General features: G+C 63.3%; 29 protein-coding genes. 18 read left to right on the top strand and 11 right to left on the bottom strand.

The window, feature by feature from the left end; all coding sequences use genetic code 11:
* Positions 1-2: 2 nt before the first annotated feature.
* From NKK52_RS08750 to NKK52_RS08735, 4 genes are read right to left on the bottom strand one after another with little or no spacing between them, the layout of a single operon-like run.
* Entirely contained in the window at positions 3-341 is a 339-nt protein-coding gene (locus NKK52_RS08750; protein WP_023684902.1) for an XdhC family protein, read from the bottom strand.
* Positions 342-399: 58 nt separating this feature from the next.
* Positions 400-1,665 carry a vWA domain-containing protein gene (locus NKK52_RS08745; protein WP_023684901.1) on the bottom strand — a complete coding sequence of 422 codons (1,266 nt, stop codon included), beginning with the start codon at positions 1,663-1,665 and terminating at the stop codon, positions 400-402.
* A 4-nt stretch (positions 1,666-1,669) separates the two neighbouring features.
* Positions 1,670-2,599, bottom strand: a complete 930-nt coding sequence (locus NKK52_RS08740; RefSeq protein WP_023684900.1) for an AAA family ATPase — start codon at positions 2,597-2,599, stop codon at positions 1,670-1,672.
* On the bottom strand, positions 2,596-3,123 hold the full coding sequence (locus NKK52_RS08735) for a flavin reductase (protein WP_023684899.1): 528 nt from the start codon (positions 3,121-3,123) through the stop codon (positions 2,596-2,598). The genes NKK52_RS08740 and NKK52_RS08735 overlap by 4 nt, the downstream gene beginning before the upstream one ends.
* A 180-nt stretch (positions 3,124-3,303) precedes the next feature.
* Here NKK52_RS08735 and NKK52_RS08730 point away from each other — a divergent pair, with 180 nt between their 5' ends.
* Both NKK52_RS08730 and NKK52_RS08725 read left to right on the top strand, forming a co-directional pair.
* Positions 3,304-4,374 (top strand): branched-chain amino acid ABC transporter substrate-binding protein, encoded by a 1,071-nt coding sequence (locus NKK52_RS08730; RefSeq protein ID WP_023684898.1) that lies wholly within the window; start codon positions 3,304-3,306, stop codon positions 4,372-4,374.
* A complete protein-coding gene (locus NKK52_RS08725; RefSeq protein WP_023684897.1) occupies positions 4,374-5,393 on the top strand; it encodes a P1 family peptidase in 1,020 nt (339 codons plus the stop codon). Before NKK52_RS08730 ends, NKK52_RS08725 begins: the two co-directional genes overlap by 1 nt.
* A 7-nt stretch (positions 5,394-5,400) precedes the next feature.
* Here the strand turns inward: NKK52_RS08725 and NKK52_RS08720 are convergent, their stop codons facing one another.
* A complete protein-coding gene (locus NKK52_RS08720; RefSeq protein ID WP_023684896.1) occupies positions 5,401-5,655 on the bottom strand; it encodes a DUF2171 domain-containing protein in 255 nt (84 codons plus the stop codon).
* A 137-nt stretch (positions 5,656-5,792) separates the two neighbouring features.
* Between NKK52_RS08720 and NKK52_RS08715 the strand changes: the two genes are divergently transcribed.
* The 4 genes from NKK52_RS08715 to NKK52_RS08700 all read left to right on the top strand — a co-directional run bounded on the left by NKK52_RS08715 (position 5,793) and on the right by NKK52_RS08700 (position 9,137).
* A complete protein-coding gene (locus tag NKK52_RS08715; protein WP_023684895.1) occupies positions 5,793-6,518 on the top strand; it encodes a DUF2259 domain-containing protein in 726 nt (241 codons plus the stop codon).
* 101 nt (positions 6,519-6,619) lie between these two features.
* Positions 6,620-7,039 (top strand): hypothetical protein, encoded by a 420-nt coding sequence (locus NKK52_RS08710; RefSeq protein ID WP_245261990.1) that lies wholly within the window; start codon positions 6,620-6,622, stop codon positions 7,037-7,039.
* A gap of 59 nt (positions 7,040-7,098) precedes the next feature.
* A complete protein-coding gene (gene purB, locus NKK52_RS08705; protein ID WP_023684893.1) occupies positions 7,099-8,400 on the top strand; it encodes an adenylosuccinate lyase in 1,302 nt (433 codons plus the stop codon).
* Positions 8,401-8,408: 8 nt separating this feature from the next.
* The gene (locus tag NKK52_RS08700; RefSeq protein WP_023684892.1) at positions 8,409-9,137 is read left to right on the top strand and encodes a metallophosphoesterase family protein; all 729 of its coding nucleotides are present in this window, start codon (positions 8,409-8,411) and stop codon (positions 9,135-9,137) included.
* Between the two features lie 15 nt (positions 9,138-9,152).
* Here NKK52_RS08700 and NKK52_RS08695 read toward each other — a convergent pair whose 3' ends face one another.
* Entirely contained in the window at positions 9,153-9,968 is an 816-nt protein-coding gene (locus NKK52_RS08695; RefSeq protein WP_023684891.1) for a VOC family protein, read from the bottom strand.
* A 194-nt stretch (positions 9,969-10,162) separates the two neighbouring features.
* Between NKK52_RS08695 and NKK52_RS08690 the strand changes: the two genes are divergently transcribed.
* Complete coding sequence (locus NKK52_RS08690; RefSeq protein WP_023684890.1) at positions 10,163-10,717, top strand: RBBP9/YdeN family alpha/beta hydrolase; 555 nt, start codon at positions 10,163-10,165, stop codon at positions 10,715-10,717.
* Positions 10,718-10,736: 19 nt separating this feature from the next.
* Here NKK52_RS08690 and NKK52_RS08685 read toward each other — a convergent pair whose 3' ends face one another.
* Entirely contained in the window at positions 10,737-11,510 is a 774-nt protein-coding gene (locus NKK52_RS08685; RefSeq protein ID WP_023684889.1) for an HpcH/HpaI aldolase family protein, read from the bottom strand.
* A gap of 126 nt (positions 11,511-11,636) precedes the next feature.
* Positions 11,637-11,957, bottom strand: a complete 321-nt coding sequence (locus NKK52_RS08680; protein WP_023669091.1) for a DUF1476 domain-containing protein — start codon at positions 11,955-11,957, stop codon at positions 11,637-11,639.
* Positions 11,958-12,004: 47 nt separating this feature from the next.
* On the opposite strand from NKK52_RS08680, the gene NKK52_RS08675 reads away from it, so the two are divergent.
* The 6 genes from NKK52_RS08675 (at position 12,005) to NKK52_RS08650 (ending at position 15,129) form a co-directional block, all read left to right on the top strand.
* Positions 12,005-12,127, top strand: coding sequence for a hypothetical protein (locus tag NKK52_RS08675; protein ID WP_280790911.1), 123 nt, complete (start codon positions 12,005-12,007; stop codon positions 12,125-12,127).
* A gap of 105 nt (positions 12,128-12,232) precedes the next feature.
* Positions 12,233-13,027 (top strand): phosphoribosylaminoimidazolesuccinocarboxamide synthase, encoded by a 795-nt coding sequence (gene purC, locus NKK52_RS08670; protein ID WP_013532127.1) that lies wholly within the window; start codon positions 12,233-12,235, stop codon positions 13,025-13,027.
* Between the two features lie 88 nt (positions 13,028-13,115).
* A complete protein-coding gene (purS, locus tag NKK52_RS08665; RefSeq protein WP_023669092.1) occupies positions 13,116-13,358 on the top strand; it encodes a phosphoribosylformylglycinamidine synthase subunit PurS in 243 nt (80 codons plus the stop codon).
* 1 nt (position 13,359) lies between these two features.
* The gene (purQ, locus tag NKK52_RS08660) at positions 13,360-14,028 is read left to right on the top strand and encodes a phosphoribosylformylglycinamidine synthase subunit PurQ (RefSeq protein ID WP_023684888.1); all 669 of its coding nucleotides are present in this window, start codon (positions 13,360-13,362) and stop codon (positions 14,026-14,028) included.
* A 41-nt stretch (positions 14,029-14,069) separates the two neighbouring features.
* Positions 14,070-14,480 carry a hypothetical protein gene (locus NKK52_RS08655; RefSeq protein WP_023669094.1) on the top strand — a complete coding sequence of 137 codons (411 nt, stop codon included), beginning with the start codon at positions 14,070-14,072 and terminating at the stop codon, positions 14,478-14,480.
* Between the two features lie 4 nt (positions 14,481-14,484).
* On the top strand, positions 14,485-15,129 hold the full coding sequence (locus NKK52_RS08650) for a Pr6Pr family membrane protein (protein ID WP_023684887.1): 645 nt from the start codon (positions 14,485-14,487) through the stop codon (positions 15,127-15,129).
* Positions 15,130-15,141: 12 nt separating this feature from the next.
* On the opposite strand, the gene NKK52_RS08645 is transcribed toward NKK52_RS08650, so the two are convergent.
* Positions 15,142-15,381, bottom strand: coding sequence for a DUF1127 domain-containing protein (locus tag NKK52_RS08645; RefSeq protein ID WP_023684886.1), 240 nt, complete (start codon positions 15,379-15,381; stop codon positions 15,142-15,144).
* Between the two features lie 93 nt (positions 15,382-15,474).
* Here NKK52_RS08645 and NKK52_RS08640 point away from each other — a divergent pair, with 93 nt between their 5' ends.
* Complete coding sequence (locus NKK52_RS08640) at positions 15,475-16,887, top strand: aminotransferase-like domain-containing protein (protein WP_023684885.1); 1,413 nt, start codon at positions 15,475-15,477, stop codon at positions 16,885-16,887.
* Between the two features lie 30 nt (positions 16,888-16,917).
* Here the strand turns inward: NKK52_RS08640 and NKK52_RS08635 are convergent, their stop codons facing one another.
* Positions 16,918-17,082 carry a hypothetical protein gene (locus NKK52_RS08635; RefSeq protein ID WP_023669098.1) on the bottom strand — a complete coding sequence of 55 codons (165 nt, stop codon included), beginning with the start codon at positions 17,080-17,082 and terminating at the stop codon, positions 16,918-16,920.
* Between the two features lie 186 nt (positions 17,083-17,268).
* Here NKK52_RS08635 and purL point away from each other — a divergent pair, with 186 nt between their 5' ends.
* The 3 genes from purL (at position 17,269) to NKK52_RS08620 (ending at position 20,354) form a co-directional block, all read left to right on the top strand.
* Positions 17,269-19,500 (top strand): phosphoribosylformylglycinamidine synthase subunit PurL, encoded by a 2,232-nt coding sequence (purL, locus tag NKK52_RS08630; RefSeq protein WP_023684884.1) that lies wholly within the window; start codon positions 17,269-17,271, stop codon positions 19,498-19,500.
* Positions 19,497-20,021 carry a hypothetical protein gene (locus NKK52_RS08625; protein ID WP_023684883.1) on the top strand — a complete coding sequence of 175 codons (525 nt, stop codon included), beginning with the start codon at positions 19,497-19,499 and terminating at the stop codon, positions 20,019-20,021. Before purL ends, NKK52_RS08625 begins: the two co-directional genes overlap by 4 nt.
* Before the next feature lie 99 nt (positions 20,022-20,120).
* Positions 20,121-20,354, top strand: coding sequence for a BolA/IbaG family iron-sulfur metabolism protein (locus NKK52_RS08620; protein ID WP_010909092.1), 234 nt, complete (start codon positions 20,121-20,123; stop codon positions 20,352-20,354).
* 12 nt (positions 20,355-20,366) lie between these two features.
* Here the strand turns inward: NKK52_RS08620 and NKK52_RS08615 are convergent, their stop codons facing one another.
* Positions 20,367-21,200, bottom strand: coding sequence for a phosphodiester glycosidase family protein (locus NKK52_RS08615; protein WP_023684882.1), 834 nt, complete (start codon positions 21,198-21,200; stop codon positions 20,367-20,369).
* Between the two features lie 160 nt (positions 21,201-21,360).
* Here NKK52_RS08615 and grxD point away from each other — a divergent pair, with 160 nt between their 5' ends.
* Positions 21,361-21,696 (top strand): Grx4 family monothiol glutaredoxin, encoded by a 336-nt coding sequence (gene grxD, locus NKK52_RS08610; protein WP_023669102.1) that lies wholly within the window; start codon positions 21,361-21,363, stop codon positions 21,694-21,696.
* The last annotated feature ends 115 nt before the right edge of the window (positions 21,697-21,811 follow it).

Here is a 21,811-nt window from a genome sequence, read left to right as displayed (position 1 = left end):
GCCTAACCAAGCCGCTCCACATAGACCTTGATGCGGCCGCCGCAGGACAGGCCGACCTGCCAGGCGGTTTCGTCGGCAACGCCGAACTCCAGCATTTTGGCCTTGCCGCTATCGATGACGTCGATCGCCTCGCTTACCACGGCGCCCTCGACGCAGCCGCCCGAGACCGAGCCGTGGAAATTGCCTTCGGCGTCGATGACCAGATGACTGCCGACCGGCCTCGGCGCCGAACCCCAGGTCTCGACCACAGTGGCGATGGCGACATCCTTGCCGTCCTTCATCCAGCCTTCCGCGATCATCAAGGGGTCGCGGGCCTCATCGAGATAGATGCTGTTGTCCATGATCGCTTGCCTCAAAGTCTGTTTTTCTCTGGGAGCCTGTTTTCGGAATCCAATATGGCTATGCGGCGCGCCTGACACCAGCGTCCAGCCAGCGACGCGGATCGACCGAAGCGGCGGATTTCTTGTCCAGCGAGGCGCAGAGGTCGGCCAGCGCATCGAGATTGTGTACCGAGCGGAACTCGTCGACATGAGGCAGCATCGCTCTGACGCCGCGGGCGCGGGCCTCGAAACCGTCGAAGCGCAATAGGGGATTCAGCCAGATCAGCCGCCGGCAGGATTTGTGCAGGCGATCCATCTCCTCCGACAGGCCGGCGACATCGTCGCGCTCCAGCCCGTCGGTGATCAGCAGCACCACCGCACCCTGCCCGAGCACGCGGCGTGACCAGTGCTTGTTGAACTCCGCCAGCGTATCGCCGATGCGGGTGCCGCCCGACCAGTCCTTCACCGCCGCCGAGCAGTCGGCAAGGGCGGCATCGGGGTCGCGATGGCGCATCTGCCGCGTGAGATTGGTCAGCCGCGTGCCGAAGACGAAGGTGTGCACGCGCCGCCGTTTTTCGGTCAGCGCATGCAGAAAGTGCAGGAAGATGCGCGTGTACTGGCTCATCGAACCGGAGATATCGGCGAGAACCACCAGCGGCGGATGCACTTCGCGGGCTGAGCGGAATTTCGGCAGGATCAGTTCGCCGCCGGTGCGCGCGGCCGAGCGCATCATGGCGCGTGGATCGATACGGCGGCCATGCAGGTCTGCCTTGAAGCGTCGGGTACGGACCATGTCGAACGGCAGCCGCAGCCGGGCAATCGCCTTCTTGGCGTCTGCCATCTCGTCGGCATTCATCTGGGCAAAGTCCTTGCCGCGCAGCACTTCATTCCCAGAGAAGGTTAGCCGGGCGTCGACTTCAATCTCCGGGATTTCCCTGACCGGCCGATTCTTCTCGTGGCCTTCGAACATGGCCTGGCTGACGCGGTTTTCTGCCGTGCGCGGCTTTTGCTTCTCCCTGGTGTCGGGCGCCACCGGCGAGAACATCGCCAGAAGTTTCTCGATCAGCTCGCGCGATTTCCAGAACAGCCGGAAGGCTTCGTCGAAAACAGGGTGATCCTCGTGCCGCGACACCAGCACGGCATGCAGCGTCCAGTAGAAATCGTCGCGCGAACCGATGCCGGCTGCCAGCACCGCCTCGATCCCATCCTTGACCGAAGCCGGCCCGACCCGCATGCCGGATTTGCGCAAGGTGCGGGCGAAATAGACGATGTTGTCGGCGATGCGCCCGTCTTCCGTCGCCTCTCTGGGGTCGGTCTCTTTGGGGTAAGCACCCGGCGCCTTCACTGCCCTACTCCGCCGCCACCAGTTCGGCCTTGACCTCATCGAGGATGCGCCGGCCCTCGCCCGCGCCGATGCGGGCAATGTCGTCCTGGTATTTCAACAAAACGCCGATCGTGTCGGAGACGGTTTCGGGATCGAGCGCCACCTTGTCGAGTTCGGTCAGCGCGCCGGCCCAGTCGATGGTTTCGGCGACACCCGGCGCCTTGAACAGCTCGACCCGGCGCAGCTTCTGGATGAACGACACCACTTCCGCGGAAAGTCGGCTGTTGGCCTGCGGCACCTTGCGGCGCACGATCTCCAGCTCGCGCTCGGCATTGGGATAGTCGACCCAGTGATAGAGGCAGCGCCGCTTCAGCGCGTCGTGGATTTCGCGGGTGCGGTTGGTGGTGATGATGACGATCGGCGGCTCCTCCGCCTTGATCGTGCCAAGCTCGGGCACCGTCACCTGGAAATCGGACAGGATTTCGAGCAGGAACGCCTCGAAGGCTTCGTCGGTGCGGTCGAGCTCGTCGATCAGGAACACCGGGGCCGCACCCGCCTTGCCGGTCAGCGCATCGAGCACCGGCCGGCGGATCAGGTATTTTTCGGAAAAGACATTGCGCTCCATGTCGGAGCGGTCGACCGAGCCTGCCGCCTCCTCCATGCGGATCTCTATCATCTGCGCGGCGTAATTCCACTCATAGACAGCGGACGAGACGTCGAGCCCTTCATAGCATTGCAGGCGGATCAGCCGGCGGCCGAGTGCCTGCGCCAGCACCTTGGCGATCTCGGTCTTGCCGACGCCGGCCTCGCCCTCGAGGAAGAGCGGCCGCTGCATGCGCAGGGACAGGAACAGCACCGTTGCGAGCGAGCGGTCCGCGACATAGTCCGCGCCGGTCAGGAGATCGAGCGTTTCGTCGATCGTCCGCGGCGCGGGGCGCGGTTTCAGCTCGGTCATTCTTTCTCCGTTGCCGCCTCTGCCCCGCTTTGCAGCACGTGGTAGTCGCGGGCGTGGTAGATCAGCGGCCGCAAATTATCGCCCATGCGCAGGCCTGTCACCTTGCCAAAAAGCACACGATGGGTGGCGAGATCCTTGGTGTCGATCAATTCGCAGTCGAAAACCGCAAGAGCGCCCTTCAGGCTAGGCGCGCCCGTCGATATGACATCCCACTCGCCAAGCCCGAAACGCTCATCGGCCGACAGCCCGGTCAGGCCTGAAAACGCCACCGATAGCGGCTGCTGGTGCGAAGCCAGGGTGTTCAGCGCAAACCGGCCGTTTTGCACGAACAGCTCGTTCTTGACGTTCTCGCGGTTGAGACAGACGAGCACGGTCGGCGGCGTGTCCGACACCGAACAGGCGGCGATCACCGTTGTGCCGCGCTTGCCGGCGGCGCCGTCGGTGGTCACCACATGGACGTGGCCGGCAAAATGGGCCATCGCGTCGCGATAGGCCTGAGGCCCTATGTCGTTCAACTTCAACACCGATGATTTTCCATAAGCGGGAACCCAAGCGTTATATATGGCGGCACACAATAGGCCACAAGCGAAGTGGTTGACGCCAATCCGGAAATTCCCGTGTTGCGCCTGGGGCGGGCAGCCTTTAGGTCTTGGCGGAAGAGACGCTGGAAGCATGCGACCGGCACGGAGGAATTCGTCGTCAGAATGCGACCCCCAACAGCTGTAATAGCGGCACTGCTCTGGCTGCTGCCGGCAAGCGCCGGCGCGCAGACGCTGCTTGTCGGCGTCGCCGCGCCCCTGTCCGGTCCGTCGGCGATCCTGGGCAAGCAGATCGAGGCGGGCGCTGCCCTGGCAGCAGAAGCCAACGGCGCCGAGATCAGGACGGTCGACGATGCCTGCACCGCCGATGGCGGGGCTGCCGCCGCCAGGGAATTCGCCGCTGCGAAGGTCGATATCGTCGTCGGCTTCCTCTGCACCGAGGCGATCCAGGCGGCGCTGCCGATCCTCAAGGACGCCAACATACCGGTCATCACCGTTGGCGTGCGCACCGAAAGCCTGACCGATCGCCGCGCCAAAACCGGCTGGCCGGTCTACCGGCTGGGGCCACGCGGCGACGACGAGCGCAATGCGGTGGCCGGCATCCTGACCCGGCTGTGGCAGAGCGAATTGTTCGCCATCGTCGATGACGGGACCATCTATGGCCGCGAAACCGCCGAGACGCTGCGCGCAGCGGCCGAACAGGCGGCGCTGAAGCCGGTCTTCACAGACACGTTCCGGCCCCAGCTCGACAACCAGATCGGGCTGATCGGCCGGCTGAAGAAATCAGGCGCGACGCATGTCTTTGCCGGTGGCGACGGCGACGACATCGCCATTATGGGCCGCGACGCCGGCCAGCTCGAGGCCGGCATCGTCTTTGCCGGCGGCGAGAATTTGCGCACGCCACCCGGCGATGTGCCTTACGCCATCGGCACGCTGATGATCGCGCCGCCGGAATGGGCCGATGTCGCCGATCCCAAGGTGCTGGCGGCGTTTACGGCCAAAAACATCGCGCCGGATGGCTATGCCCTGCCGGCCTATGCGGCGGTGGAGATTGCCAAGGCGGCCTCCGCCGCGCCCGAGACCTCGGGCAAGGGGCTGGCCGACGCGCTAACCGGGCATGATTTCACCACCGCGATCGGTCCGCTGCGTTTCGACGACAAAGGCGATCTGAGCCAAAACCTCTATCGCGCCTTCCGCTTCGACGGGACGCGTTTCGTGCCGGCGGAGACGAATTGATGTTTCGCACCGGGCCGCGCAATCTGATCACCGATGTCGCCGGCTTGCGCGTCGGCAACGCGTCGGATGCCAGGCTGAAATCGGGCGTCACCACCGTATTGTGCGACGAACCGGCGGTCGGTGGCGTGCAGATCCTCGGCGGCGCGCCGGGCACGCGCGAGACCGATTTGCTCGAACCGCACAATTCCATCGAGGCGGTTCATGCCGTCGTGCTTTCGGGCGGTTCGGCCTTCGGCCTCGACGCCGCGTCGGGCGTGCAGGCGGCGTTGCGTGAAAAAGGCATTGGCGTCGATGTCGGCGGCTTTCGGGTGCCGATCGTGCCGACGGCGATCCTGTTTGACCTGCGCAATGGCGGCGACAAGGATTGGGGCCGTTATCCTCCCTACCGCGACCTCGGCTACGAAGCAGCTCAGGCGGCAACAGTCGACTTTCCGCTCGGCACAATCGGCGCCGGCACCGGCGCGCTAAGCTCCGGGCTGAAGGGCGGCCTTGGCTCTGCCTCGACTGTGCTCGACAGCGGCGTCACCATCGGCGCACTCGCCGCCGCCAACCCGACCGGCTCGGTAACGATCGCGCGGACCCGCTATTTCTGGGCAGCACCCTTCGAGATCGGCGATGAATTCGGAGGCCTCGGCTATCCCTCGCCGATGCCGGACGACGCCAGGCGGATCCTATTGAAACACCGCGACAAGCGTGTCGGTGGACAAGCCGAGGCCGGTGGCAACACCACCATCGCCGTCATCGCCACCGACGCCGTGCTGACCAAGGCGGCAGCCAAGCGGCTGGCCATTTCAGCGCATGACGGCTTCGTGCGCGCCATCTGGCCCGTGCACACGCCGGCTGACGGCGATCTGGTGTTCGCGCTGGCGACGGGGAAGAGCGGCATAGAACTCAGCGCCGACGATGCCATCGATTTCTTTGCCGCCGCCGGCGCCACCATGGCGCGCGCCATCAGCCGCGGCATCCATGCCGCGACGCCGGCCGATGGCGATCTGTTTCCGGTGTGGTCGTCGCGCTGACTTTCAGTCAGGTCGCGTCGGACTCCTCTTCCTCGAAGCTGACCGCGACATCCGAATTCGCCGACAGCCAGACTTTCTGGCCCTCGACCTCGGCAAGCAGGCTCAAGGGAATGTAGTGGTGATGCCCCTGATGGGCGCCCTCGCCGCTGTCGGCCTTGGTCAACTTGATCCGCTCGCCATCGACCCTGTCGACGGTGCCGATGTGAACGCCGTCGGCGCCGACCACTTCCATATGCTCGCGAATCTTGCTGGCCTCAGTCATGGGGTGTTCTCCTTTTGAAAACGATCGACGATAACAAACAGAGGCGGAATTGGATGCATCGCCTTTCGAATAGCACGATGTTTTGACTGTCTCGTGATAGGGAACGATCGAACCACGGCAGGCGGAGCGGAACCCCGATGCGAAATCTCGTCCTGATTAGCGTTTGCCTGCTGGTCCATCTGGCATCCGCCATGGCCGCCCGAGCGGGCGATGTCGCCGAGCTTGAAATCCTCGGCTTCAGCAAGGATGGCGGCGTCTTCGCCTTCGAGGAATACGGTGTGGCAGACGGTTCGGGCTTTCCCTATGCCAATCGCTACTACATCAACACCGCCGACGACACGTTCCTGAAGGGCACGCCAATCCGGGTCCGGCTGGAGGATGAGACCGCCTCGCTCGATACGGCCCGTCAGCAGGCCAGGCAGAAGGGCGAAGCCGTCGTTGTGCAGGCCGAACTCACCGCAAACCGCGGCATCACCGTCGGCTTCAACCCGGTGACCGAATTGTCGGCCGACCCGTTCCGCATGGTGGTGAACCCACGGCCGATCTTTTCGCCGGTCGACCCGCCGCTGGAATTCCGGCTGGACGAGATCGGCATGAATGACACCGAAAGCTGCCAGAGCCAGGGCGAGGTCAACGGTTTTCGCCTGCTGCGGATCGAGGCCAGGGATGGCGGCCGGACCCATCTGCTGCATGAGGATAAATCGATCCCGAAAAGCCGTGGCTGCCCGAACGGCTACAGGATCGGCGCGGTGCAGACGTTCTCGATGGACAGCATCAGCGCCTATGCGGTGCTGATCGCAGTGCGCCAATACGGCTTCGAAGGACCGGATTTTCGCTGGATCGCCGTGACCGGACGCCTGTGACATCGCTCGATCAATCCAGTTGGCGCAAGCGCGCCGGAAATCGCGTCAGCCGCGCCGTACCAGCGACGGGCACGGCGCTTGTCGGCGCCTTGCTGTGGGCGATGGCCATGGGCGCCAGCGCGCTGACCGGCCTTTGGCTCGACAATTGGGAGACCCCGGAAAAGATCCGCTTCGTCGCCCTGCTGTTTGCGACCGGCGCGGCATTGGCCTTTCCCGTCGGGTTGTTCGCGGCGCGGCTGGTCTCGCTGGACCGGCACTGGGAGGTGGCGTTCGCCGCCGCCTTCGTCTGTCTGCTTGCCACGACGCTCGCCTTCACCGGCGGGTTGTTTGCGCTGCAATACCGCTCCTATTACGCCGAATGGCACGCGGAGGCCTTCACCGCCCGGTGGGCGTTCGAACTGGTCTTCACCTCGCTGACGGCGCTCTACCAGTTCGTGGTGCTGGGTATCAGGCTCTATTTTCCGCTCGGATTCATCGCGCTTGCCGCCGCCAGCGTGTGGTTTGCACGCCGGCAGCGTTGAGCATTCGGTCCGCCTCTGATAGGAGGCGCACTTAACCACCGACACATCAGGACTGACGGATGATCCCTCGCTATTCCCGGCCGGAAATGGTCGCCATCTGGTCGCCGGAAACCCGCTTCCGCATCTGGTTCGAGATCGAGGCCCATGCCTGCGATGCGCTGGCCGAGCTCGGCGTCATCCCCAGAGAAGCCGCCAAGACCATCTGGGAAAAAGGCGGCGCCGCCCAATTCGACGTCGGCAAGATCGACGAGATCGAGGCCGTCACCAAGCACGACGTCATCGCCTTCCTCACCCATCTCGCCGAATTCGTCGGGCCGCATGCGCGTTTCATCCACCAGGGCATGACCTCGTCAGATGTTCTCGACACCTGCCTTGCGGTGCAGCTCGGCCGCGCCAGCGATATCCTGCTGGCCGACCTCGACGGCCTGCTCGCCGCGCTGAAGCGCCGGGCCTTCGAGCACAAGGACACCGTCACCATCGGCCGCAGCCACGGCATCCACGCCGAGCCGACCACGTTCGGCGTCAAGCTGGCGCAGGCCTATGCCGAGTTCTCACGCTGCCGCGAGCGGCTGGTGCACGCGCGAGAGGATATTGCCACCTGCGCTATCTCGGGCGCGATCGGCACCTTCGCCAACATCGACCCTTATGTCGAAGAGCATGTGGCGAAAAAGCTTGGGCTGAAGCCGGAGCCGGTGTCGACGCAGGTCATCCCGCGCGACCGCCACGCCATGTTCTTTGCCACGCTCGGGGTCATCGCCTCGTCGGTCGAGCGGCTGGCGACCGAGATCCGCCATCTGCAGCGCACTGAGGTGCTGGAAGCGGAAGAGTATTTTTCGCCGGGCCAGAAGGGCTCGTCGGCAATGCCGCACAAGCGCAACCCGGTGCTGACCGAAAACCTCACCGGCCTTGCCCGCATGGTGCGGTCCATGGCCTTGCCGGCAATGGAGAATGTGGCGCTCTGGCACGAGCGCGACATTTCGCATTCCTCGGTCGAGCGTATGATCGGCCCGGACGCCACGGTAACACTCGATTTCGCGCTGTCGCGGTTGACCGGCGTCGTCGACAAATTGCTGGTCTATCCCGACAACATGCTGAAGAACATGAACAAGTTCCGTGGCCTGGTGCATTCGCAGCGCGTGCTTTTGGCGCTGACGCAAGCCGGCGTCAGCCGCGAGGATGCCTACCGCCTGGTGCAGCGCAACGCCATGAAGGTATGGGAACATGGCGCTGATTTCCTTGAGGAATTGTTGGCCGACAAGGAAGTTACCGCAGCGCTGCCAGAAGCCCAGATCCGCGAGAAATTCGACCTTGGCTATCACACCAAGCATGTCGACACGATCTTCAAGCGGGTTTTCGGATAGGTTTTTCGATGCGGCTGGCCGTCCTTTCCGACATCCATGGGAATCTGCGCGCGCTTGAGGCGGTTCATGCGCAGATCAAAGACGCTTCTCCCGACATAATCGTCAATCTGGGCGATTGTCTTTCCGGGCCGCTACGGCCTGAAGAAACCGCGCAATATCTGATGGCGCAGAATTGGCCGACCGTGCGCGGCAATCACGACCGTGTGCTGGTCGAGCCGCCTGCTTCCGGGTTGGAAGACGTCGATGCTTTCACCCACCAACGCCTCTCTGAAACATCCCTGACCTGGCTCTCGGCCTTGCCGGTCACCCTGTCGCCTGCCCCGGACATCCTGCTTTGCCATGGCAGCCCCAGTGACGACGACGTGTTCCTGCTCGAGGAAGACGGAGGCAGCCACTTCTACCCCTCCAATGAAAAGCAGATCAGGCACAAGCTGGGCAGCGCCGGCGCCGGGCTGACCTTGTGCGGCCATACACATACGCCGCGCGTTGTGCGCTTGTCGGACAACCGGACAATCCTCAATCCCGGCAGCGTCGGCGTCCAGGCATTCCCCGGCCTGACCGTGACCGGCAGTCCGCATGCCCGCTACGCCATCGCGACGCGCAAGGACGGACAATGGTCGTTCAGCCATCACGTGGTCAATTATGACTGGACCGAAGCATCCGGCCGCGCCACGGCGACCGGATTCGACAACTGGGCGCACGGGCTGCTGACGGGCTACGCCGCCGGCTCGGTGTAGGACCCGAACCGCCGCTCAGCCTGCGGTGCCCGGCACGGTGCGGATAACCGTGCCCCACAGATCTTCACGGCTCGTTTCCTCGGTTGCCTTGTCCGAGCGCATCTCGACCCAGGCCAGCCCCGAGCGGGACGGATCGCGGCGGCCGGCGCCGGCGCTGTGCCACGAATTGCCACCGATATGATGGTGGTAGCCTCCCGACGACAGGAACACCGCCTGCCCTCCATACTTAGCGACCGTGTCGAAGCCAAATTCGTCGTGCCACCAGGCCTCGGCATCTTCCGGCCGGCCGACGCGCAGATGGACATGGCCGATAATGCTGTTTTGCGGCGCGCCCTGCCAGCCGGCGTCACCGGCCGGCACGCTGCCAACCACGGCGGCCAGATTCAGCCGCTCGGTCGCCATGGCGATCTTGTCGCCGTTCCACTTCCACTCCTGCGGCAGACGGTCCCTATAGATTTCAATGCCGTTGCCTTCGGGGTCGGTCAGGTACAAAGCCTCGCTGACCAGATGGTCGGAGGCGCCCTCGATGCGGATCTTGTTGGCGGCGGCATGGTTTATCCAACGGCCGAGATCGGCGCGGCTGGGCAGAAGGAAAGCGGTGTGGAAAAGGCCGGCGCTGCGCGGATCGTCGGGCTTGGCCGCTGCGTCAGGCTCTATGACCAGCAGCGGGCGCTCGGCAGCGCCCAGCGTGATGGCGCCATCGGCGCGGCTCAATTCCTGCAGGCCGACAACAGCCCGGTAGTAATCGGCAAGTCCTTCGGCGTCGCGCGCCTTCAGGCCCACGCGTGACACGCTGACGGGGGTCGTCGCGGCAAAAGGCAGTTCGCTCATAAAACTCTCCGTTCAGCGCATTATCCCAGGCCGCGCCACCAGTCTATTCTGTTGTCCATCTCTTCCTGCCTCAAATCGTCGATCCTGATCGTTCACACAAGATGGAAAGAATCGAACAGGTTGTTCACGATTGTGATGCACCGCATGCGTCAGCGCGGGTTGCACGAGACACGGCCGCTCGCTATCTCAGCGCCATGAAAGTCAAAGACGCAGATATTCTGATCGTGCCGGGCTACACCAATTCCGGCCCCGAACACTGGCAGACACGCTGGCAATCGAAACTGTCGACGGCGCGCCGGGTCGAGCAGGCGGAGTGGTCGAAGCCGGTGCGCGAGGACTGGACGACGAGCGTGGCGAACGCTGTCAACGAGGCCGAGCGACCGGTGGTGATCGTTGCCCATTCCCTCGGTGTGGCGGCCGCGGTGCAGGCCATTCCGCAGTTCAGGAAGCCGGTCGCCGGCGCGTTTTTTGTCGCGCCGCCCGACGTCGCCAACCCGGAGATAAGGCCGCGTCACCTGATGACCTTTGGTCCCTATGCGCGCGAACCGCTGCCCTTCCCGTCCATCGTCATCGCCAGCCGCAACGATCCGTTCTGCGCCTTCGAGGTTGCCGAGGACATTGCCGGCGCCTGGGGTTCGCTGTTCATCGATGCCGGCGAAACCGGTCACCTCAATGAGGATGCCGGCTTCGGCCCTTGGCCGGAAGGGTCGATGACCTTCGCCAAGTTCCTGACCGACCTCAAGGCCTGACCGGGCAAGGCACCACGCCTCAGCCCTTTATCGAATCGTTCATGCTTTTGATGAGTATCTTTGCGCCGAGCGAAATCAGCGCATGGTCCGAGCCCATCGCCAGCAGCCGGTAGCCCATCGCCACGACGCGGCCGGCAATCGCCGGCTCAACGACGTAGATCGCCGGATGCTTGCCCGCCTTGCGCGTCCGCTCGGCGATGGAGGCGACGGTTTCCATCATGCTTTCCAGCGTCGAATTGACGGTGGTGCCATTCGACCAGGCGATGGAGAAATCCGATGGGCCGAGGAAGATGCCGTCAATGCCCCGCGTGTCGAGGATGCCGTCCAGCGCATCGAGTGCGGCGCGCGTTTCGATCATGGCAAAGGCCATGGTGCGTTGATTGGTGTCGCGCAGCCATTCGGCGTGGTCGCCTTTGCCATGGCGCGGAAAAGCATAGGTCGGGCCCCAGGAGCGCTCGCCCATCGGCGGATATTTCATCGCCGCGGCAAAGAGTTTTGCATCGGCCACCGAATTCACCATCGGTGCAATCACCGCCTCGGCACCGAAATCGAGGGCGCGGCTGGCCATGTCGAAGCGGCCGACCGGAATGCGCACCAGCGCCGGCTTGTTGGCGGCGAGCACCGGTACGAGGCCGCGCAAGACCGAGTCTTCGTGGTGTCCGCCATGCTGCATGTCGAGGGTGACGGCGTCAAAACCCTGCTTGGCGATGATTTCGACCGTCAAAGCGTCCGGAACGCCGGACCAGGCGGTGAACAGCGTTTCATCCGCCGCCAGGCGTGACTTCAGGGACATGGGTGCTTTCCTCGTTGGGTAGAGGCTTGTAACAGGTCTACGCACAGTTCAGCCGGAAAAGGCTGAAAAGGCAAAGAAAAACCGCCCGGCTGGACCGGGCGGTCGATTGGTCCAGCGCTACTCGCTCTAGGTGTTCTTGATCTGCTCGATCGCCTGCGCCATCAGTTCGTCCATGGTGCGGCGGATCTGGTGATCCGACTGGTCGACGCCGGCGGCGTCGAAATCCTTGCGGATCTTGCGGAATACGTCGTGATCGCCGGCTTCCTCGATGTCGGAAACCACAACTTCCTTGGCATAGGCGTCGGCGTCAGTGCCGGACTTGCCCAGCTTTTCGGCTGCCCACAGGCCAAGCGCCTTGTTGCGGCGTGCCGAAGCCTTGAAGCGAAGTTCTTCGTCGAAGGCGAATTTGCGCTCAAAACCCTCTTCGCGGTCTTTCATGCTGCTCATGGCTTCCCTCCGATGAAATCGATTCGCGTTGGCGATGGATATGTGTGTTGCCGCAGCACAAACCAAAAGGGCGCGGGCCGGTCAATATGCTACATCACTTGCTGCGCTGCGGCATTTCATTCCTGAAAGCGGTCGATGGAAAGGATTTGCCGATTGAGCAAACGCTGTGATTGGGATAGACCCGGCATTGAACCCCACCCGTCGCCGCACCAATTTAGGCAGACGGACAGGAACTGGTCGCTTGCCGCCTGCCCGCAAATCCAGAGAAAAATCAGATGAAAAATCGCCGCCGCATTTATGAAGGCAAGGCCAAGATCCTCTATGAGGGACCGGAACCGGGCACACTTATCCAGTTCTTCAAGGATGATGCGACCGCATTCAACAAGAAGAAACATGAGGTCATCGACGGCAAGGGTGTGCTCAACAACCGCATTTCCGAGTACATCTTCAACCATCTGAACCGCATGGGCATTCCGACCCACTTCATCCGCCGGCTCAACATGCGCGAGCAGTTGATCAAGGAAGTCGAGATCATTCCGCTCGAAGTGGTGGTGCGCAATGTCGCCGCCGGCTCGCTGTCCAAGCGCCTCGGCATCGAGGAAGGCACCGTTCTGCCGCGCTCGATCATCGAATTCTATTATAAGGCCGATGCGCTCGACGATCCGATGGTGTCGGAAGAGCACATCACCGCTTTCGGCTGGGCAAGCCCGCAGGAGATCGACGACGTCATGGCGCTGGCCATCCGCGTCAACGACTTCCTCTCCGGCCTGTTCATGGGTGTCGGCATCCAACTCGTGGATTTCAAGATCGAATGCGGCCGCCTGTTCGAGGGCGACATGATGCGCATCGTCGTTGCCGACGAGATCTCGCCGGATTCGTGCCGGCTGTGGGACGTGGCAACGCAGGACAAGCTCGACAAGGACCGTTTCCGCCGCGATATGGGCGGCCTCGTCGAAGCCTATCAGGAAGTTGCCCGCCGCCTTGGCATCATGAACGAGAACGAGCCGCCGCGCCCGACCGGCCCGGTGCTCGTCGCCTCGACCGATGGCCTCAAAGGCAAGCCGCACTAAGTCTTCATTTCTTGACGCAATTCCGGACGAAAAACCGCTTCAGACTTTTCCTGGAATTGCTAAGTCTTCGAACAGGAACCTGTCCAGCATGATCAAGGCCCGCATCACCGTCACCCTCAAGAACGGCGTGCTCGACCCGCAGGGAAAAGCCATAGAGCACGCTCTGTCCGGACTGGGGTTCGGCGGCGTCGGCCAGGTGCGGCAAGGCAAGGTCTTCGACCTCGAACTTTCAGAGACCGACAAGGCCAAGGCCGAAGCCGATCTGAAAGCCATGTGCGACAAGCTGCTGGCGAACACGGTGATCGAGAATTACGCGGTGGAGATCGCTTGATATGAAATCAGCTGTCGTTCTTCTCCCCGGCCTCAACCGCGACCGCGACATGATTGCGGCGCTGACCAAGATTTCCGGGCAGGCGCCGGCGACCGTCTGGCAGACCGACACCGAAATCCCCGATGTCGACCTGATCGCCATTCCCGGCGGCTTCTCCTTCGGCGATTATCTGCGCTGCGGCGCGATTGCCGCGCGGATGCCGGTGATGCGGGCAGTCGCTGAAAAGGCCGCCAAGGGCGTCATGGTCATTGGCGTCTGCAACGGGTTCCAGATTCTGGTCGAGGCCGGCCTGCTGCCCGGCGCGCTGATGCGCAATGCTTCGCTGAAATTCGTTTGCCGTGAGGTGAAGCTGCAGATCGCCAACGCCAACACCATGTTCACCCGCCGCTATCAGCCGGGCCAAATCATCCGCACGCCGGTTGCGCATCATGACGGCAATTATTTCGCCGATGCCGACACGCTTGCGCGCCTCGAGGGCGAAGGACAGGTGGTGTTCCGCTATGCCGAAGGCACCAATCCCAATGGCTCGATCAACGACATTGCCGGCATCATCAGCGAGAAGGGCAATGTGCTCGGCCTGATGCCGCATCCGGAAAACCTGATCGAGGCCGCGCATGGCGGCAGTGACGGCCGGGCGCTGTTCGAAGGCGCACTCGGCATCGCCGCCTGATATCTCTTCGAATTCCTTTCAAAACGCGGGGGCGGTTGACCATGAGACTGACGATTGTTCGCCTAGGTCCCCTGGCTGCTGCCGGCTTGGCGTTGGCGTCCTGCCAGTCCAGCCCGAAGAGCGCGCCGGTCCCCACGGGCAAGAGCGCTTCGCTGCTGGCCATGGAACAGGTAGCGATATCGGCCCACAAATGCTGGATCGCCAGCAAGGATCCCGCCTTCAAATCCTATCAGATGGCCAATGAGCTGAATTCGTTCAGCGGCACGCCCCGCTTCCTGCTGGTGCCGGCCAAGCATTATGGCGGCAAGCCGCTGCTGGTCGTCCAGGCGCAAGGCAATTCCAGCCGCGTCGACGTGTTCGGTCCGCTGATGGACGATCCGCTCGGCGCGCGCATCGGATCCGACATTGCGCGCTGGCAAACGGGCAACCCCTCCTGCAACGCGGCCGCCTGACGCCATGGGCCGCTTCCTGCAGTTTGCGGGATTGATCATCGGTCTGGCCGGGCTTGTCCTGCAAGCGTGCATCACCATCCCGGCATCGATGGAAGCCGGCCGCAGTTTTCTCGGCTCCATCGTCTTTCTGTTCAGCTTCTTCACCATCCTGACCAACATCGGTGCAGTGCTGGTCCATGTCTCGCTGCTGTCGCCTTCGGGCTACGCCTGGCTGCCGGCCTTTGCCGGGCCGCGGATGCGGGCGGGCGTGGCGGCTTCCATCGCCCTGGTCTTCATCGTCTACGCGACAGTTCTGGCGCAGCTCTGGCAGCCGCAGGGGCTGTTCCTGCTCTGTGACGTGCTGCTGCACTATGTGACGCCGGTGCTGTTCGTGCTGTGGTGGCTTGTTGCAGGCGCTGACGGCAGGACACGCTGGAGCGACATTTCGTGGTGGATGGCCTATCCGATCGCCTATCTCGCCTATGCGCTGGCGCGCGCACCGATCGCAGGCGAAGTGCCCTACCCGTTCCTCGACGTTGCGAAAAACGGCGCGGCCAACGTCGCCCTTGCGGCGCTGGCCGTCACCGGTGTTTTCCTGGTGCTGTGCATCCTCGCCGTGCTTGCCGACAAGGGCGTCTCACGCCTCAGGGCTCCGGGCACACGCCGCTGACCAGACTACAAGTTAGTCCCAGAATCGCCTGATGCCTTCGCGGTGAGCGTCGTCACGCGACACACCGATGTCCCTGAGCTGCTCGTCGGTCATTTCGAGCAAAGCCAGGCGGCCGCGACGGCGCTCGATCAGCACGTCGATCCATCGCGCCAGCGATCTGACCACGTGCACGATCCGGCCGACAAAGCCTCGCCGGCTGGCCGGCCCGACCAATTTAATGCCCGCGCAGCGGATTGTCTCGATTGTATCCATTGTCTTTCTGCCAACCTTGCAAATTGTACCCATCTTGGTACGGTTCTGATATGCATTGACACCCGATCTGGTGCAATATACAGAATTGTCACCATGACAAATTGGCTCCCTGACCTCACCATCGGTTCCGGCCCGCTTTACCAGCGCCTTGCCGACAGCATCGAGTCGGACATCGACAAGGGCGTCATCGATGCCGGGGCAAAATTGCCGCCGCAGCGCGATCTCGCCTATGATATCGGCACGACGGTCGGCACGATCGGCCGAGCCTATCAGCTGCTGCGCGAGCGCGGCCTGGTGAGCGGCGAAGTCGGTCGCGGGACCTATGTGCTGGCGCAGCAATCGGAAGCGGCGTCACCCGAATTCGCCGAGCCGGCCGTGCAAGGCACGCGCTATGTCGATGCACCGCCCGGCAAGCTGCGTTTCGACAGCACTGCCGCGCCCGACATCGGCCAGGGCGCCATTGTCGCTGACATGCTCTCGCGCACGGTGCAGGATCACCCGCACGAGATTTCGAGCTACACCAGGGATTTTCCGGAGCGCTGGTTCGAGGCCGGCGCCCGCTGGCTGTCGCGCAATTCGTTCCGTCCGGCGGCCGACACCATCGTTCCCACGCTTGGCACACATGCCGCGGTGATGGCGGCGATTGCGGCACTGACCACGCCGGGCGACTATGTCGCCTTCGAGCACCTCACCTATTCGCAGATCGCCCGCAGCGCCGGGCTGATCGGGCGGCGCATAGCACTGGTGGCATCGGACGAAGAAGGCCTCGATCCCGAGGATTTCGAACGCGTCTGCGCGCAAAAGCACCCGAAGATGATTTTCCTGATGCCGACGGTGCAGAACCCGACGCTGGCGATCCTGTCGGTTTCGCGCCGCGAGGCGATCGCCCGCGTCGCGCGCGCGTACAATGTCATCGTCATCGAGGACGATCTCTATGGCGGCCTGACCGAAGATCCGACGCCGCTCATCGCCGAATATGCGCCCGAGCGCACCATTGTCGCCGGCGGTCTGTCGAAATCGGTCGCGGCAGGTGTTCGCGGCGGCTGGCTCTCCTGCCCGCCCGCCTATCGCCATCGCATCCGCGTCGCCCACAAGATGATGACCGGCGGGATGCCGTTCCTGCTGGCGGAGGTGAATGCGCGGCTGGTGCTGTCTGGGCAGGCTGGCGATATCCGCAAACGCAGCATTGCCGAAATTGCCGCCCGCATCGCCATCGTGCGCGAGACACTGGCGGGTTTCGCCTTCAAGTCACACGGCAGCGTGCCCTTCGTCTGGCTGACGCTGCCCGATCCCTGGCTGTCCGGCACGTTCAGGAGCGCATGCCTCGAAAATGGCGTGCTCCTCGACGACGAGGACGAGTTCAAGGCGGGGCGTTCCGAGCAGGTTTTTCACGGCGTGCGTTTCGGCGTCTCGCAGCCAAGGCGGCGCGAGGACATCACCGGCGGCGTCGCGGTGATCCGGCGACTGCTGGAGGAAGGCCGCGCCGGCTACGACAGTTCGTCCTGACTCGGTCCTCCTGTATCCCGATCTTCAGGTTCAGCCCTCTGCCTTGAAGTTTTTGGCTTCCTTCGCGCCCTTGTCCTTGCCGTGCTTCTCGGCCAGGTCCTTGGCCTGCTTGGGCGAAACGTCGGTCGTCTCGGCAATATGCATGGCCTCCTTGTCGGAGAGGCGATTGTCTTTCTTGCCTTGCTTGGTGGCCATGTCGAAATCTCCTGATTGGTTTGAGGCCTAACGGCCGGGATGCCATAGCGTTCCCCAACGGCGCCCCGCTACCATCGTCGCCTTGTGTTTTCCGGCGTTTTTCGTCATCCGATGGGGTGTATCACGCCAAAGCTTGCGATATGAGGGGACTCAAATTCCCTCTCCCATGGACACCAATCGCCGCCCATGACCATTTCCAATTCCGTGCCGATCACCCCGGAACTCATAGCCGCGCATGGGCTCAAGCCCGACGAATACCAGCGCATCCTCGATCTGGTCGGGCGCGAACCGAGCTTTACCGAACTCGGCATCTTCTCGGCGATGTGGAATGAGCACTGCTCCTACAAATCCTCGAAGAAATGGCTGCGCACGCTGCCGACCACCGGGCCGCAGGTCATCCAGGGTCCGGGCGAGAATGCCGGGGTGGTCGATATCGGCGATGGCGACTGCGTCGTCTTCAAGATGGAGAGCCACAACCATCCCTCCTACATCGAGCCCTACCAGGGTGCGGCGACCGGCGTCGGCGGCATATTGCGCGATGTCTTCACCATGGGCGCGCGGCCGATTGCGGCGATGAACGCTTTGCGCTTCGGCGCACCGGACCATCCCAAGACCAGGCACCTGGTCAGCGGCGTGGTTTCCGGCGTCGGAGGATACGGCAACGCCTTTGGCGTGCCGACCGTCGGCGGCGAGGTCAATTTTGACGCCCGCTACAACGGCAACATCCTGGTCAACGCCTTTGCCGCCGGCCTCGCCAAGACCGATGCGATCTTCCTGTCGGAAGCCAAGGGCGTCGGCCTGCCGGTCGTCTATCTCGGCGCCAAGACCGGCCGCGACGGCGTCGGCGGCGCCACGATGGCCTCGGCCGAGTTCGACGACAACATCGACGAGAAGCGCCCGACCGTGCAGGTCGGCGATCCCTTCACCGAAAAATGCCTGCTCGAAGCCTGCCTTGAGCTGATGGCGTCCGGCGCCGTCATCGCCATCCAGGACATGGGTGCGGCCGGCCTCACCTGTTCGGCGGTCGAGATGGGCGCCAAGGGCGACCTCGGCATCGAGCTTCACCTCGACCAGGTGCCGGTGCGCGAAGAGCGCATGAGCGCCTATGAGATGATGCTGTCGGAGAGCCAGGAGCGCATGCTGATGGTGCTGCGCCCCGAGAAGGAAAAGGAAGCCGAGGCGATCTTCCACAAATGGGGCCTCGACTTCGCCATTGTCGGCAAGACCACCGACGATCTGCGCTTCCGCGTCATTCACCAGGGTGACGAGGTCGCCAACCTGCCGATCAAGGACCTTGGCGACAAGGCGCCGGAATATGACCGCCCCTGGGTCGAGCCGAAGAAGCCTGCGGCGCTCGCCGCCGGCGATGCGCCGAAGGCCGATGTCGCCGACGCGCTGTTGAAACTGCTCGGCGGGCCGGACCTGTCGTCGCGCCGCTGGGTGTGGGAGCAGTACGACACGCTGATCCAGGGCAATTCGCTGCAGCTTCCGGGCGGCGACGCAGGCGTGGTGCGCGTCGAAGGCCATCCGACCAAGGCGCTCGCCTTCTCCTCCGACGTGACGCCGCGCTATTGCGAGGCCGACCCGTATGAAGGCGGCAAGCAGGCGGTGGCCGAATGCTGGCGCAACCTCACCGCCACCGGCGCGCTGCCGCTGGCGGCCACCGACAACCTCAATTTCGGCAATCCGGAACGGCCTGAGATCATGGGCCAGCTGGTCGGCGCGGTGAAAGGCATTGGCGATGCCTGCCGCGCGCTCGGCTTCCCGATCGTGTCGGGCAATGTCTCGCTCTACAACGAAACCAACGGCCAGGGCATCCTGCCGACGCCGACCATCGGCGGCGTCGGGCTGATTGCCGACTGGTCGAAGATGACCCGTATCGGCTTTGCCGCCGAGGGCCAGATGATCCTGCTGGTCGGCGCACCCGCAAGCTGGGGCAGCCATCTCGGCCAGTCCGCCTATTTCAGGGACATCCATGGCCGTACCGACGGGCCGCCGCCATCCGTCGACCTCGCGCACGAAAAGCGCGTCGGCGACCACGTGCGCGCGCTGATCGCGTCGGGCGTCGTGACCGCGGCGCATGACCTTTCCGATGGCGGCTTGGCGATAGCCTTGGCCGAAATGGCGATGGCGTCCGGCATCGGCGCCACCATTCCGGGGCTCGCCGGCACCGACCCGATCCCGGTCTGGTTCGGCGAAGACCAGGGCCGCTACCTCCTGACGCTGTCCGTCGATCCGCAGAGCAAGGAATGGGACGCCATCCGCGACGAACAGAGCAAGCTCGGCATCTTTGCGCCATGGATCGGCTCGACCGGTGGAAACGAACTGAAGCTCGGCGATGCCAGGGCGATCCCGGTCAGCGAATTGACCGCCGCCCACGAAGGCTGGTTCCCGAACTTCATGGACAAGTCCAGTTGACCAGCCTGGCAGCCCGGACGCTGATCGCAGTCGTCTTCTGGCCGTCGCTGTTCTTCTTCTGGTTCCTCGGGCCGTTCGTCTTTTTCCTGCTGTCGACGACCTCGAGCGAGGTCTGTCCGCTGCTGGAAAGGCGTGACCAGTTCCTTGAGGCGGCCAATGGCACACTGCCGATGCTGGCTTTGCAGAGCCTGATCTATGCGATTCCCATCGTCTGCCTTGTGCTGTGGAGCCGCCTTTTGCCGAACCCGGCGCGCGCAAGGCATGTCGCCACCTGCATCAAGCTATTTGCCATTGCGGTCATTACCGGCGCGCTGTGGGAATACGGGTCATCGCTGATCTGCGACGGCTATGGCCAACCATTCTTTTCGCCCTTGTGGCAGATGACCAGCTATCTTCCGATTATCACCCTGGCGCTCAACATCCCGCTCTATGTCCTGGTGTTCAGCCTTGGCCGGGGGTTCTCGACCCGCGACGACATTACAGAAGATGGTGTGGTTCACCCGCGGCAGGATGGCCCTTAGACACTGCGTCGCCGACAGAACGGCTTCAACCCGGACCAGAAAGGCTTTAGGCTGCCGTCCGAGTCACTCGTGCCTAGCCGCCCAGAACAGGATTTTGCCATGGCAATGGATGCCCACGACATCGAAAAACTGATCAAGGACGGCATTCCGGACGCCAAGGTGACGATCCGCGACCTCGCCGGTGACGGCGATCACTATGCAGCCGAAGTGGTGGCCGAAAGCTTCCGCGGAAAGAGCCGCGTCCAGCAGCACCAGATGGTCTATGATGCGCTGAAGGGCAATATGGGCGGCGTGCTGCACGCGCTGGCCCTGCAGACCAGCGTGCCGGACTGAAGCCAGACTGGCCTACTGTTTCTGCGGCTGCTTCGCCGACACTGACGTGATCGGCTTCGCCGACACTGAGATGATCGGGCCCGCCGGGTATTTTCCGCCGACGATCATTCTTTTCCCATCCGACAGCGCGGAAACCGCGCCGTCGAGGAACAGCGCGTTGCGGCATTGTAGCGCGTCGCGAAACAGCCGCGCAAAGCTGCCGAAACTGACCTCAGACCGCGAGATCGCCAGCAAAACGGTGTTTTCATCGCGCACGCCGACGCCGTTGCGGATGTAGCGCGAGGTGCCATTCGCCTCGAAGCGCGGATGTAGCACGCCATCGATCACCAGCATCGGGCCGGACTGCGTGGCGAAGGCAACATCGCGTTTGGTGACCGCATAGGCGTTGCTTTCCATGACAGCCGCCTTGCCGTCATTGCCCACCAGAAAGACGCCGTTCGGTTTCAGGAAGAAATTGCCTTCGCCGTCGGCAAGATTGAGCCGTGACTTTTCGCTGCCGTTCTCGACCAGCAGGCCGACCGGCGACAAATCCTCGTGATACATGCCGCCATTCATGGCGAGCAGCACCGGCCTCCCCTCGCCCGCAACCGCCTTGTCGAAGGCTTCGAGCGAACCAAAAGGCTTGCCATCGGCGCTGGCGTGGAAAACACCGATGCTGTCGGCGCGAAGATCGATCTCGCAGACGACATAGGTCACCGCCTCGAAGGCGACATTCCGGCAAGACGCGGGCAGGTCACCGCCAATGACCAGTGGCGGCGGCTCCGGGCGTCTCGGCCACCAGACAACGGCAATCGCCGCCAGCAGGATGGCGATCGGAAGGGCGGCGCCATATCGTCTTTTCATCATGTCCCGGAGGCTGCAATCGGCTCGGATGCTTGGCCCAAGACAGGCGATCCTTTGCGCCATTTCCGCGACGGCGGCGCAAACATCTTGTTTCGGCCCATCTATGGGTTTATTTGATGGCTATGCTTCGAGCCTGACTCCCACAGGCGTGAAAGGATATCTCATGAGCGGCATCAACGACTACATCGACAGCGAAGTGAAGGGCAACGACGTCGTCCTTTTCATGAAGGGCACGCCCGGTTTTCCGCAGTGCGGCTTTTCCGGCCAGGTCGTCCAGATCCTCGATTACATCGGCGCCGACTACAAGGGCGTCGACGTGCTGACCTCGGCCGAACTGCGCCAAGGCATCAAGGAATATTCGAACTGGCCGACGATCCCGCAGCTTTACGTCAAGGGCGAATTCGTCGGCGGCTGCGACATCATCCGCGAAATGTTCCAGGCAGGCGAGTTGCAGACGTTGCTCGTCGACAAGGGCGTCAGCGTCAAAGCGACAGCCTGATTCTGAGTTGAGACGGGGCAGCCCCGCCCCGGCAAAATGTTACCTCCCCCTATCGGAGTGAGGACGAACTTATGCGCCGGCATGCCGGCGCATATTCGTTTTGAAGATCGGACCC

Origin of the sequence: Mesorhizobium sp. C277A, from assembly GCF_040324395.1 — a bacterium.
Classification (GTDB): domain Bacteria; phylum Pseudomonadota; class Alphaproteobacteria; order Rhizobiales; family Rhizobiaceae; genus Mesorhizobium.
This window is presented reverse-complemented; position numbering and strand designations above follow the sequence as displayed.